Source organism: Aliirhizobium wenxiniae, assembly GCF_014201355.1.
In the GTDB taxonomy this organism is placed as follows: Bacteria; Pseudomonadota; Alphaproteobacteria; order Rhizobiales; family Rhizobiaceae; genus Neorhizobium; species Neorhizobium wenxiniae.
On the sequence record NZ_JACHEG010000001.1, the window covers coordinates 56,164 to 68,896 of the forward strand.

13 protein-coding genes are annotated in these 12,733 nt (G+C 57.9%); 6 read left to right on the top strand and 7 right to left on the bottom strand.

Features of this window, described 5'->3' with window-relative positions; genetic code table 11:
- The first annotated feature begins 431 nt into the window (after positions 1-431).
- The gene (locus HNQ72_RS00345; protein WP_183989071.1) at positions 432-1,688 is read left to right on the top strand and encodes a GGDEF domain-containing protein; all 1,257 of its coding nucleotides are present in this window, start codon (positions 432-434) and stop codon (positions 1,686-1,688) included.
- 14 nt (positions 1,689-1,702) lie between these two features.
- Here HNQ72_RS00345 and HNQ72_RS00350 read toward each other — a convergent pair whose 3' ends face one another.
- Positions 1,703-2,320, bottom strand: coding sequence for an FMN-dependent NADH-azoreductase (locus HNQ72_RS00350; RefSeq protein WP_183989072.1), 618 nt, complete (start codon positions 2,318-2,320; stop codon positions 1,703-1,705).
- Positions 2,321-2,474: 154 nt separating this feature from the next.
- Here HNQ72_RS00350 and HNQ72_RS00355 point away from each other — a divergent pair, with 154 nt between their 5' ends.
- Together HNQ72_RS00355 and HNQ72_RS00360 are read left to right on the top strand one after the other, a co-directional pair.
- The gene (locus tag HNQ72_RS00355; protein ID WP_183989073.1) at positions 2,475-3,458 is read left to right on the top strand and encodes a LysR family transcriptional regulator; all 984 of its coding nucleotides are present in this window, start codon (positions 2,475-2,477) and stop codon (positions 3,456-3,458) included.
- Positions 3,459-3,657: 199 nt separating this feature from the next.
- Positions 3,658-4,266 carry a DUF2087 domain-containing protein gene (locus HNQ72_RS00360; protein WP_183989074.1) on the top strand — a complete coding sequence of 203 codons (609 nt, stop codon included), beginning with the start codon at positions 3,658-3,660 and terminating at the stop codon, positions 4,264-4,266.
- A gap of 5 nt (positions 4,267-4,271) precedes the next feature.
- Here the strand turns inward: HNQ72_RS00360 and HNQ72_RS00365 are convergent, their stop codons facing one another.
- The 3 genes from HNQ72_RS00365 to HNQ72_RS00375 form a co-directional block, all read right to left on the bottom strand.
- Entirely contained in the window at positions 4,272-5,108 is an 837-nt protein-coding gene (locus tag HNQ72_RS00365; RefSeq protein WP_183989075.1) for a PhzF family phenazine biosynthesis protein, read from the bottom strand.
- Between the two features lie 88 nt (positions 5,109-5,196).
- Complete coding sequence (locus tag HNQ72_RS00370; RefSeq protein WP_183989076.1) at positions 5,197-7,185, bottom strand: bifunctional 2',3'-cyclic-nucleotide 2'-phosphodiesterase/3'-nucleotidase; 1,989 nt, start codon at positions 7,183-7,185, stop codon at positions 5,197-5,199.
- Between the two features lie 97 nt (positions 7,186-7,282).
- Positions 7,283-7,621, bottom strand: a complete 339-nt coding sequence (locus HNQ72_RS00375) for a PilZ domain-containing protein (RefSeq protein WP_183989077.1) — start codon at positions 7,619-7,621, stop codon at positions 7,283-7,285.
- 218 nt (positions 7,622-7,839) lie between these two features.
- On the opposite strand from HNQ72_RS00375, the gene HNQ72_RS00380 reads away from it, so the two are divergent.
- Positions 7,840-8,673, top strand: coding sequence for a DMT family transporter (locus tag HNQ72_RS00380; protein ID WP_183989078.1), 834 nt, complete (start codon positions 7,840-7,842; stop codon positions 8,671-8,673).
- A gap of 14 nt (positions 8,674-8,687) precedes the next feature.
- Here the strand turns inward: HNQ72_RS00380 and HNQ72_RS00385 are convergent, their stop codons facing one another.
- Both HNQ72_RS00385 and HNQ72_RS00390 read right to left on the bottom strand, forming a co-directional pair.
- Positions 8,688-9,440, bottom strand: a complete 753-nt coding sequence (locus tag HNQ72_RS00385) for a pYEATS domain-containing protein (RefSeq protein WP_183989079.1) — start codon at positions 9,438-9,440, stop codon at positions 8,688-8,690.
- 65 nt (positions 9,441-9,505) lie between these two features.
- A complete protein-coding gene (locus HNQ72_RS00390; RefSeq protein ID WP_183989080.1) occupies positions 9,506-9,967 on the bottom strand; it encodes an Lrp/AsnC family transcriptional regulator in 462 nt (153 codons plus the stop codon).
- Between the two features lie 158 nt (positions 9,968-10,125).
- On the opposite strand from HNQ72_RS00390, the gene ald reads away from it, so the two are divergent.
- Together ald and HNQ72_RS00400 are read left to right on the top strand one after the other, a co-directional pair.
- The gene (ald, locus tag HNQ72_RS00395; protein WP_183989081.1) at positions 10,126-11,244 is read left to right on the top strand and encodes an alanine dehydrogenase; all 1,119 of its coding nucleotides are present in this window, start codon (positions 10,126-10,128) and stop codon (positions 11,242-11,244) included.
- Between the two features lie 159 nt (positions 11,245-11,403).
- A complete protein-coding gene (locus HNQ72_RS00400; protein ID WP_183989082.1) occupies positions 11,404-12,105 on the top strand; it encodes a PadR family transcriptional regulator in 702 nt (233 codons plus the stop codon).
- 87 nt (positions 12,106-12,192) lie between these two features.
- Here HNQ72_RS00400 and HNQ72_RS00405 read toward each other — a convergent pair whose 3' ends face one another.
- Entirely contained in the window at positions 12,193-12,663 is a 471-nt protein-coding gene (locus HNQ72_RS00405; RefSeq protein WP_183989083.1) for a DUF1203 domain-containing protein, read from the bottom strand.
- Between the last annotated feature and the right edge of the window lie 70 nt (positions 12,664-12,733).

The following is a 12,733-nucleotide window of genomic DNA, read 5'->3' on the forward strand; positions in this document are numbered from 1 at the left end:
GATCATCAGGCTCAGCGATGACGCCCGGCATGAGATTGCGATCTTCCGCGGAGGTCTCGGCTAGGCTGATGGCTCTGATCGGGGCGCAGGATATGGTCGGTGCCTTGGGGAAGACGAATTCGCAGCAATTCTGGTAAGCGTGTCGACGGAACGAGATCTGGAAACGTTCAGCGCTCTGCCTGGAGCATACGGCTGACAAGGATGCGCCGGTCGGTTGTGCCGATATCGTGCTCTATCGAGATCGATCCCGCGATTGCTGTTCAACTCAAACACATGCCAAGACGATTGCCGGAGGGTGCAGGGTCTCGACCTCAAAGAGGGCGCGACTGTCCGTCTTGTCAGATAACTTGCGCATGACCCACCGGGATTTGAGGAAAACTTAACTGAGACGATCCTAAAAGAGCTTGTTCTCAATGGCGCAAGGAGCGCCCATGCAATGGCTTAATCTCGGCTTGTTTCTGCTTGAAGCGGTCGTCTATTTCTCCGTCATGACGGCGTTCCTGCATTTTCGGCGTTCGCTTGGCCTGGGTGTGTTTTTGGCCGCGCTCGGTGTGATGCACTTCATGGAGACCTACCTGGCGGCGGTCTTTTACGTCGAGCTGCCATTCGGAACGGTATCGCCAGGTTCCTCCATCTTTTTTGCCGGCAAGCTGATGATGATCCTGATGCTTTATATCAAGGAAGATGCAGCAACGGTGCGGCAGCCCATTTATGGACTGTTTCTCGGCAATCTCGTGACAGTCGGCATCGCCCAGATATTGCAGCTGCACGCGGCTGTAACGCTGCCTGGTGGACGCGCTGCCGATATGGCCTTTCTCGATGAGATGGGTTGGCTCATGGTCTGGGGTACGACGATCCTCTATGTCGACGCGATTGCCATCATCCTGCTTTACGAGCGATTAGGGCGTTTCGTCGATAATGTGGTCATGCGCTTCGCCATCAGCGGCGCCATTATGCTGACTTTTGATCAGGTCGCGTTTTTCTCGGTGCTCCACATTTTACTTGGTGTGCCGCTGCCTGTCTTCTTCGGTGGCTGGTATGCGAAGCTACTCGCGGTGCTTATTTATTCGAGCCTCTTTGCAGTCTATCTCAGGATCGATCAAAACGACCGATGGTTCGCGTCGTCACGGCAGATCAAGGATATTTTTCACGACCTCACATTCCGCGAGCGTTATCAGGCTCTGCTGGCAAAGGCTGGTGTGGACGGACTGACCGGTCTGTTGGATCGCGGCCGTTATGAGATGGACGGACCTGAACTGGTGCGAAAGAGCCTCGCAATGCGCCAGTCGATCAGCATGGTCATCGTCGATGCCGATCATTTCAAGGAGGTCAATGATCGATTCGGCCATCAGCGTGGTGATACTGTTTTGCGGGATTTGGCAGCTTGTCTGAGCAGGAGCGCTCGCTCAAGTGATCATTTATCCCGTTTCGGCGGCGAGGAATTCGTGATCCTTTTGTCGGACACCGACCATGAAAAGGCTCTGGAAGTCGCAGAGCGCCTTCGCTTGGATATCGCGGCCAACATCACGCGTCCCGATGGCGCGCCGCTTACGGTCTCGATCGGCGTTTCGACCGCTCCTGAGGATGGTCGGACACTCGACCTTATCTTGAGCCGGGCGGACGAACGGCTCTATCAGGCAAAAAATAACGGCCGTGATATGGTTCACGGCCGTTATGGGAAGTTCTGAAATTCTTCAGGAGATTAGGCGGCAAGTGCCAGCTGCTCGGTCCGTTCCTGGGCCGAAGCGATTGCCTTTTCGAAGGCTTCCGGACCGAAAGCCGTGCCTTCGACATAGATGACTTCGACATCGGTCATGCCCATGAAGCCGAGAACGGTCTTCAGGTAAGGAACGGCGTGGTTCATAGCCATGGCAGGGCCTTCGGAATAGATGCCGGCAGCCGAGAGGACGACGTATACTTTCTTGCCGGTTGCAAGGCCTTCCGGGCCTTCTGCCGTGTAGCGGAACGTCAGGCCTGCGCGGGCAACATTGTCGATCCAGCTCTTCAGCTGCGAATAGATGTTGAAGTTGATGAGGCCGGTTGCCAGCACGACCGTATCGGCAGCAAGCAGCTCAGCGGTGAGCTTGTCCGACAGCGCGGCAGCTGCGGCTTCTTCGGCATTGCGCTGGTCGGCAGGCTTGCGGATGGCCGAGGTGGTGACGGTGTCCAGATGGGCGATCGGGTTCTGGCCGAGGTCGTGGCCCACAACGGTCGAGCCGGGGTTCTTTGCCTTCAACTTATCGACGAATTCGTTGGCGATCTTGGTCGAGAGGGATTCGCCGCCGCGCGGGCTGGAGGTGACGAGAAGAATGGAAGACATGGTGCCAATTCCTTGATTTGTCTTGGAGGCCTTCTTTCGACCTCGATATTGGGGGCGAGACTGGAGGCTCGTATGACTGACAAATAGGTCTGGACCGCCATCGATAAAACAGGGATAATATCGAAGCTTCCTATCGAATATCTGGATATCTCTCATGGATGCCAATCCGACCCTCGACCAGTTGCAGGTCTTCATCGCCGTCGCGGAAACAGGAAGTTTTTCTTCCGCAGCCCGCTCGCTAAACCGGGCGCAATCGGTTGTCAGCTACACGATCGGTAATCTCGAAGCCCAGCTTGAAGTGACGCTTTTCGAGCGCAGTGGCGCACGTCAGCCGAAGCTGACAGAGGCGGGCAGGGCGATGCTGGCCGATGCCCGCCGGATCGTCGCCGACCTGCAGGTCATGCGCTCACGCGCCAAGGGCATTCGGCAGGGGCTGGAAGCGGAAATCACGCTGGCAATCAGCGTCATGGTACCGGCCGATGCTCTGGTGGCCGAGCTGAAGGAGTTCAGGACGGAATTTCCGACGGTAGCTCTCAATCTAAATGTCGGCGAACTCGGCATGGTGATGAACCTCGTCATGAACGGCAAGGCGGATATCGGCATTGGCGGGGCTCTGCTGAAACAGGACGATTCGCTGATGGCGGAAAAGATCGGCCACGCTTTCCTGCTTCCGGTCGCAGCTGCCGACCATCCGCTGGCAAGGCTCGGGCGGCCGCTGACGCTTGCCGATGTCCGCGAAGAGACGCAGCTTGTCGTCACCGATGCATCGGGCATTACCGCCGGCCGCGATTTCAACGTTCTGTCCTACAAGATCTGGCGGGTCAGCGACATCGCCACCAAGCATCATCTCGTCAAGGGTGGGCTTGGATGGGGCGGCCTGCCGGCATCGCTGGTGCGTGATGACGTGCGTGACGGCAATCTCGTCGTCCTCGATATCGAAGCCTACGAACAGGGCGAATATCCGCTTTATGCGCTGCGCAGGACGGCCAGTCCGCCCGGTCCTGCCGGCCAGTGGCTGATCGATAGCTTCGCCCGCCGGCTTTCGACCTGCCCGAACAAGGAGCATTTCACCACCATGCTCCGCGCCGATATCGACAAGCCCATCGATGCGCCTGCCTATCCTCAGGCGGCGGAATAGAGGCGCAATGCGGACGATTGACCGCGTCGGGCTGATCTTGATATAGGTCGATCACGGTCAGCAGTTCACCGAGGCGTCGCCGTCCCTTATGGGAAGCTAAACCTGCAAATTCAGATATCAGCACTTATCCTGTGCCGAAGTCGACAAGACGGTGACCAGCGACATACCAGACGGACCGGCACGCTTTAAAGGATAAGCCATGCCCAGAACCATCTTTCCGATGGCCGTGTCAGATATGTCGGCTTTCGCCAAATCCCTGCGAGACCAGATTGACAAGCTTGATCACAAGCCGACCCATGTGGAGATGCTCAATCTCCTCAGTCGCGCCGCAGGTTTCCGCAATTACCAGCATTTTCGCGCAACCGCCGATGGCGCCGATCCCGTCGAGATGAGCCATGCCACGGCCGAGCCGGAACCGCAGGCAAACGAACGTCGTGTCATGCATACGCTTCGCGTCTTCGACCGTGACGGGCGTATCATCCGCTGGCCGGGAAAACGCTCGCAGCAGGAGCTTTGCCTCTGGTTTCTCTGGTCGAAGATCCCGCGCGGAAGAATATTTTCCGAACGGGAGATCAGCGCATTCTTGAACGGACAGCACCTTTTCGAGGACGCCGCATTGCTCAGGCGTGATCTCTTCGATCTCGGCCTGGTCACCCGCAATCGTGACGGCAGCGATTATCGCCGTGTCGAGAAAAAGCCGCCGCCCGAACTGGGGTTGCTCCTGCGCAAGCTCGCAACCTCACCCGTGAAAGCCGCAGGTCGGTACAGGCCAGCTACAGTCTTGCCGGAAACCTCGGCCCCCGCCTGACCGCTTCACAGCGTCAGTGTGCCGGAAATGCATGTCGCGACTTCGCCGCCGACCCATATGTCGTCGCCGACCTTGTCGACATGCACCCGGCCGGCGCGGCCGAGAACGGTACCCTGTGCCGCCACATAACTTTCAGGCGCGACACCGGAGCCGATCAGCCACTGAGCCAGCCCGGCATTGAGGCTTCCCGTCACCGGGTCTTCATAGCCGTTGCGGGTAAAGGCGCGCACTTCGAACTGCGCGTCTTTACCGTCCGACTGCGGATCGAAGCGACCGACCAGCCCGACCCGTGCGCCTTTGAGAACGGAATAGTCCGGCCTGACCGCCAGCACATCCGCACGCGAGGGCAAGCGCACGCCGATCCAGTCCGGTCCGTTTTCTATCCAGTTCGCGTCCTCGATCATCGCTGCCGGAATGCCCAGCCCCTTGGCTATCCTTTCGACCAGAACCGGCTCCACCGGGCCGCTGCACACGAGCGGTGGTGCGGCAAAAGCCAGCCGCCGGCCGTCGCGGCGAAGACGCACTAGCCCCGCATCGCATTCCTGCACGATCTCGCCTTCGGGTGCATTTGCCGCCTGGCTGAGCCAGACATGCGCGCTGCCGAGCGTCGGATGTCCCGCAAACGGCAGCTCCTGCGTCGGCGTGAAGATCCGCACGCGGTAATCCGCACCTGCCGCTCTCGGCTTCAAGAGAAAGGTTGTCTCGCTGAGATTGGTCCAGTTGGCGAAGGCCTGCATCTGTGCGTCATCGAGATCGTCCGCGCCGATGACGACCGCGAGCGGATTGCCGCGCATCGGCTGGCTGGAAAAGACGTCGACCTGCTGGAAGGAAAAGCTTGGCATTAAGATCACTGCGTCCGGTTGAAACGAAAACGGCAGCTTTTCAGCTGCCGTTCGATTCCGCAAATGATTTGCCGGGTGGCCGATCGCCTCACAGCACCAGCCGGAATTTTGCAAAACCGTTTTCACCGTCGCCAGCGTCCTCGATCTTGGCCCCCTTGATCTCACCGGCGAAATGGCGCCCCTTGGGGCCGCTCTCGAACACGGCTGTCGTTCCCGGCAGCGGCTTGAACGACCAATTGTCGTCTGCCGACGGATTGATCGTCCCCTGATCGACGATATAGCGGACGATCACGTCGCGGTTGGTGTCGGGAGCGACGAAGATCAGTTTATCGGCTGCGATCTCCGGGAACTTGCCGCCACCACCAGCACGATAATTATTCGTCACGACAACGAATTTCTGAATTGGATCAATCGGTTTTCCGTCAAATTTCAAGTCAGTTATGCGATGCGCATCTTCATTGATCAGCTTACCGTCCTTGTCGAAGCGCACCGGCTGCGACAGGTCGATCTGGTAGGTCACGCCATCGATGACATCGTAATTATAGGAAGGGAAGCCGTCGTTCAGCAGCGCCGCATCCTTGGCGCCCGCCTTGAGCTGATTGAACATGCCTGCCGACATTTCCAGCCAGTTTTTCACCTGCGCGCCGGTAATCAACACCGCCTGAACCGTGTTCGGATAGAGGTAGAGGTCGGCGACGTTCTTGATCGCGATATCACCGGTCGGCACGTCGGTATAATATTCGGCACCGCCACGTCCGCCGGCCTTGAATGGTGCCGCAGCCGAAAGCACCGGATAGTCCTTGTACTGGCCATCCTTCAGCATCTGCTTGATATACCAGCTCTGCGCATTCGAGACGATCTGCACTGAAGGATCGTCGGCCACCAGCGCGAAATAGGAATAGAGCGGCGCCGAGGTCTTGCCGACAGGTCGGCGCACATAGGCAAGCGTTGCCTCATGTTCGGCCTTGGCCGCTGCCAGAACCTCCGGCTTGTCCTTCACATCGGCGACCACCTTACGGTTCTCGTCGCGATGGTAGATCGGCCGCGCTTCCGAGGTCGACGAAATTATCTTCCAGCTGTTACCATCCTTTTCCAGCAGCAGGTCGATCAGCCCCATATGCGAGCCCCAGAAACCGGCCATCACCGCGGGCTTGCCCATCAGCGTGCCCTTCTTGGCATCCGCGCCGGCAATCCCGTCAAAATCCTTCGGCCCGGGGAAGACCAGATGCTGGTGGCCGGTGAAGATCGCGTCGATCCCTTCGATGCCGGCGAGATAGAGTGAGGCATTTTCCATCCGCTCGCTCTGGCCGGAACCGTCTATGCCCGAATGCGAAAGCGCGATCACGATATCCGCACCTTCCTCCTCCATCTGCGGCACCCAGGCCTTGGCGGCGTCGACGATGTCGCGTGTCTGCGCCTTGCCTTCGAGGTTCTTGGCATCCCACACCATGATTTGCGGCGGCACGAAACCGATGAACCCAACCTTGATCGGCGAGGTCGCGCCGGAACCATCACGGATCTGTTTTTCCAGGATCACATAAGGCTTGAATAAAAGCTCATCTTTTTTGGCATCGGATGCCAGCATGCCTTTGGTAAGGTTTGCACAAACGTAAGGAAATCCTGAGCCCGCCAGCGCCTTGAACATGAAGTCCAGGCCGTAGTTGAACTCGTGGTTGCCAAGCGTCCCGACATCATAGCCGAGCACGCTCATGGCGGTGATCACCGGATGCTTGTCGCCTTCCTTCATGCCACGCTCATAGGCGATATAGTCGCCGAGCGGATTACCCTGAAGAAAGTCGCCATTGTCGACCAGCATCGAATTGCCGGCCTCCGCCCGGATCGCGTCGATGATCGAGGCCGTGCGGGCAAGCCCCAGCGTGTCATTCGGCTTGTCGGCGTAATAGTCGTATGGGAAGACGTGGACATGGATATCCGTCGTTTCCATGATCCGCAGATGTGCCTGGTTGGCCTGCGCTCGCGCCGCGAAAGGATGCAGCGCAACCAGTGCAGAAGAGGCGGCAATTCCACCCAGAACCGAACGGCGCGAGAGCTGAGAGGATAAAGTGGAGGACGGCATGATATCTCCCTATTTCGTCATCGAAAGGCGTAACACTAGGCGCATTCGCATGAGCCTGCATCACCAAAATGACAGGGGGAAATAATCCTTCTCTGGCCTACCGTCTCAGCACGGGCTGGATGTCCTGATGGAAGAAGCGGAAATAGGCTGCGACCTGCGCCGCTGCATTTGTATTGGGGCGAAACTGGATGCCGAGGCGTCCATTATGGCTCCACTTCACGATACCCTCCAGAACGCCCAACTCCTCACTGTCAATCCTGACGGGGCTTCCGATGGAGGCATTGAGTGGTGCGCCGAGGTCTAGCGCAAGACCGGTCGCGGAAATATCGACGACGCGAGCATTGACCGATTGCCCGTAATATTTCAGCGTTCCGGGAATTCGTGCCTTGCGCCGAGGAGCAGAGCGCACCTTCATGTTGAGATTGTTTATCGCCATATCCTGATACCTCCTGACCTTTTATCCGGGTTATATCTGGCATGAATTGAAACGCCTTTAGTTTGCGTCATAAAATTGTAACGGATCGGGTAACCGCCGCTTTACATCCGTTCGCGTCTGGCGCGAATGAATGGGGGAGATAAGCTGATTCTCTCGCTGTGGAGGATTTGCATGCCTGGATATTTTGGCCATGCCGCGACGACCGGAATGGATGGCGGATGAGCACGTCGGTTGTGCTTCTGGCTTTGTTTGCTGCAGTTCTTCATGCCAGCTGGAATGCTTTCCTGCGTTCGGGTGCCGATCGCTTCTGGATGATGACGGTCATGAACCTCGCCATCACGGTTGCCGCTATTCCGGTTGCGCTCATCTTTCCCATGCCGGTAACCGATGCATGGCCCTATATTATTGGTTCTTCGCTGTTTCAGGTCGCCTACGGCCTTCTGCTCGTCGCCGCATACAGGCATGGTGAACTCGGGCAGGTCTATCCGATCATCCGTGGCAGTGCACCGCTTCTGGTCACGGTTGGCAGTTTCTTCCTGATGGGCGAAGTGCTCCAGTTTCTGGCCATGCTCGGCGTTCTGTGCATCGTGCTCGGCATCATGACGCTGGCGCTCGGCAAGGCGAGGGCATCCGGCACGTCCATGCTGTTTGCACTTGCGACCGGCGTGGCGATCGCGGGTTATTCGACCTTTGATGCCATCGGCATCCGGGTGGCAGGCGAACGAGTAGCCTATATTGCCTGGGTGTTCATTCTTCCGGGCATTCTTCTTTCCGCAGCCTACATGGCTATGCGCGGGCCCCTGCATATCGATATTCGCTCACCGGAAACCCGCAAGGCGATCGGCGGCGGCATGGTCTCGCTTCTCTCTTACGGCACTGTTCTGGTTGCTTATTCATTGGCACCGGCCGGTCCGGTATCGGCCCTCAGGGAGACCAGCGTGGTGTTCGCTGCTCTCATCGGATGGAAGTTCCTGGGGGAGCGCCTGACGCCGAGGCGCATCCTTGCATGCATCGTGGTTGCCGCCGGCGCCATCCTTATTGGGGTTTCGTGACGCCGCGACCATCCTTAGCGGCTTTTCCAGTTCATAGGTGCAACCACATTGGGGCTTGTTGCCAGATCAAGTTCAAGAGGAATGCGTTTTTCGCCTGCAAGAGCTCCCACGGTGAAAGCTCCCCATGCTCTGATGACTAGCTTGGCCTCACCTTTGGTCACCGGTATACGGTATTGATTGGGCTGGAAGCTGTCATGCAGAAAGAAATCGACCACGCCCCTGAGGGGGGTGTCTTTTGTCGCTCGAACGGTGATCGAAACTTTCTGCCAATCGCCTCCGACATCAGATTTCTCGACGATGGCGGCAATCTGCAGCCCGTCATTGGTTTCCTGCCCACCGAAACGCTTTTTCTGCGGGTCGTTGACAACGGTGACCGTCGGCAATTCCGGCTTGTCAGTCGTGGAGATACTCTGCGCCTCGAAACCGTTTTCAAGACTGGAGGAGAATTGCCGGAGCTGCCGAAGCTCCTCGAATATCTGCGAGATCTTCTGGTTCAACTGTTCATCGAGCTCGATCGCGACGTTTTTCGTCCGCTCGATACGCTGGCCGTTTTCTTCCATTTTCTCGGCCAGGGAGGCGACGAGACCATCCTTGCCGACACTGATGCTCGCAAGTTTTGGGGCAAGCAACGCTATGATCGCCATGGCAAGATAGGTGGCGATCTTTGCGCTGTCACTGCTTTGATACCCGATCACCTCTCCGATGACGAGCAGTATGGAAATAATGCTGACGATACCCGCGCCCAATTCCAGTGAACTTCGCTTCATCTACCCCTCCCTTGAATGGCATCTCAAGATTGGGTGTATTCGCAGATTTATGCAACCATAAATAATCACAGGCCTACATTGGGTCTATCGATGATTTCACGGAGCGCGAAACTTGAATTGATCTTCACAACATGCGGTAGAGCCGACAGCCAGTCGCGATGAATACGCTCGTAGTCTTCAAGATCCTTGGCCGCGACGCGCAGGATATAGTCATATTCCCCTGACATCAGATAGCAGACAAGCACATTGGGGCACAATTTCACCGCGGCTTCGAATTCGGTCAGCGTCTTGGCGAACTGGCCCGATAGGGAGATGTGGACGATCACCATCATCTTGTAGTCGAGTGCGGTATTGGAAAGACGCGCATGATAGCCGCTGATCGTGCCGTTTTTCTCAAGAATGTCGAGGCGGCGCGAACAGGCAGATGGTGAAAGCCCGACGCGCTCGGCCAGGTCCGCATTGGAAATGCGTCCGTGATCCTGCAACGTCCGCATGATCGCACGATCGATGGCATCAAAGCTGCTCATTGCGGTTTCTTCCGAAAAATGGCGATCTGGCGCAATAATCCCCGAAAATCACTGTCGCAGCAATCACTCTTCGCAAGGACATTCCGTCGCTTTTCTGGTGTGCTCGTCCGGCAAAAAAATCAACTGGCGATAGCCAATATAAAAGAGAGGAATGCTGTATGCGTGTCGGGTGCCCGAAGGAAATCAAGAACCATGAATATCGTGTCGGTCTCACGCCCGGTGCCGTGCGTGAATATGTGGCGCATGGCCATGATGTGATCGTGGAAACGAAGGCTGGTGCCGGTATCGGCGCAGATGACGCCGCCTACCAGGCTGCCGGCGCAAAAATCGTCGCTTCGGCCAGGGATGTATTTGAAAAATCCGACATGGTGGTCAAGGTCAAGGAACCGCAGCCGGCAGAATGGGCACAGTTGCGCGAGGGACAGATCCTCTACACCTATCTTCATCTCGCTCCCGATCCCGAACAGACCAAGGGACTTATTGCCTCCGGCGTTACCGGTGTTGCCTATGAGACAGTAACCGATGAGCGCGGCGGCCTTCCGCTTCTGGCGCCGATGTCGGAAGTCGCCGGCCGGCTGGCAATTCAGGCCGGTGCAACAGCCCTGCAGAAAGCCAATGGCGGTCGTGGCATCCTGCTCGGCGGCGTGCCCGGCGTGGCTCCGGCCAAGGTCACTGTCATCGGCGGCGGCGTCGTCGGACTTCATGCTGCCCGCATGGCGGCCGGTCTTGGTGCCGATGTAACCATTCTCGATCGCTCGCTGCCGCGCCTGCGCCAGCTCGACGATATTTTCGCCGGCCGCGTCCATACGCGTTATTCGACCATCGATGCGCTGGAAGAAGAAACCTTCTCGGCCGATCTCGTCATCGGTGCAGTGCTCATCCCCGGCGCCGCAGCGCCGAAACTTGTCACGCGCGAAATGCTGTCGGGCATGAAGCAGGGTTCGGTCATGGTCGACGTTGCGATCGATCAGGGCGGTTGCTTCGAGACATCCCATGCCACCACACATTCCGACCCGACCTATGAGGTTGATGGCATCGTGCATTATTGCGTCGCCAACATGCCGGGCGCAGTGCCGATCACCTCCACCCATGCGCTGAACAACGCCACACTCCAGCATGGCCTTGCTCTCGCCGATCGCGGCCTGCGCGCGATTGCCGAAGACAGGCATCTGCGCAACGGCCTGAACGTCCACAAGGGGCGGGTCACCAACACGGCTGTTGCCGAAGCGCTTGGTTACGAAGCCTTCGCACCTGAAAGCCTGCTGAACGTCGCCTGATTCATCTTTTGCGATCGGTCTGAACGCCGGGGGCGACGGTTCCCGGCGTTTTTTTGCCCGAAAAATCAATTCGATATTATTTAGATATATCGAATCACTTGCATCCGGTCTCGTTTGAGCTATCTTTAGATATATCGAAAGACAGTCTAGGAGACAAAAATGTTTGGACACAGGTTTGATGGCCGCCATGGATGCGGCGAACGTGGAGGCCGCAAGGGCTTCGAGGAAGTTTGCGCCGCGCGCGGCGGGCCATTCGGTCGTGGCTTTGGCGGTCCGGGGCGTGGCGGGCGAGGCGGCCCCGGCGGCGGTCACGGATTTGGTGACGAAGGCGACGGTCGTATCGGCCGCTTCCTTATGCAGGGCGATCTTCGCCTTCTGGTTCTGGCGCTGATCGAAAAGGAACCGCGCCACGGCTATGAGATCATCAAGCATATCGAGGACATGACCTATGGCTTTTACGCGCCAAGCCCAGGCGTCATCTACCCGACGCTCACCTATCTCGAGGAAGCCGGTTATGTAGTCTCGGAGGCCGACGGCAACAAGAAGCGTTACGCCATCACCGAAGAAGGCAGGGCGCATCTCGAAGAAAACCGCAGCTTTGCCTCCACCATCCTCGGCAGGCTTTCCGAACTTGCCGAACGCATCAAGCAGCGGCAGGAACGCAACGAACATCACCAGCGCCGCGAACACGGCCCGGAACTGCCGCGCAGCGTCGACGCCGCGCTCCTCAACCTGCGCGAAGTCATCGCCGCCAAGCTGGCGACGGACGAAAGGAAAGCCGGTGATTTCGTCAAGCTTCTGCTGCAAATGGCCGAAGATCTCGATCGTGACGGGAACAAGGATACCGGCGGCCTGAGCTGACCTTTAGGCACCAATCCAGAGAACAAGTTGTTGCTCTCTGGATAACCTTCGCTTGCGGGGGGAAGCGCTGAAGGACAGGCTGGTGAATTAAGCCCTGTCGATGCGGCACTGATAACAGTTGTTACGGGCCGAGCGCACATGCACATAGGCAATTTCGTCGCGTTCCAACAGGCTTGCCGCGCGTTCGGCAATGGCGTCGGTCGGCGTTACCGCGCCGCTGCCGTAAACGATACGGTCGTTGAAGCCGTAGCCACGGACGATATAGTCTGGGCTGGAAAGGATCGGCGGCCGAGCCTCTTCGCAGGCATAACGCGGGCAGGGCTTTGCATGCAGGAAGATCGGCCCGGTCTCGGCATAAGGCTGCAGCGATGGAAAGGGCCGATAGGCAAGCACGAGCAGGCCTTCTCCTTCGTCGATATTCTGCAGGCAGTGGCGGCAGGGATGTCCCGGGCCATCCGAAACCATCGTTTCAGGCTTGTTCCGATAGGCATCGGCGCCGCCACGCCAGAGTTCTTCGGCCTCTTCCGTCGGCATGGCGTGAAAGCGGATTGTAGACATGTACCTCTCCTTGAAGTGGAAAAGCCATGTGATGGCGGTGATCGGCAAAAGCCGCCACCCGTTTCTTGCC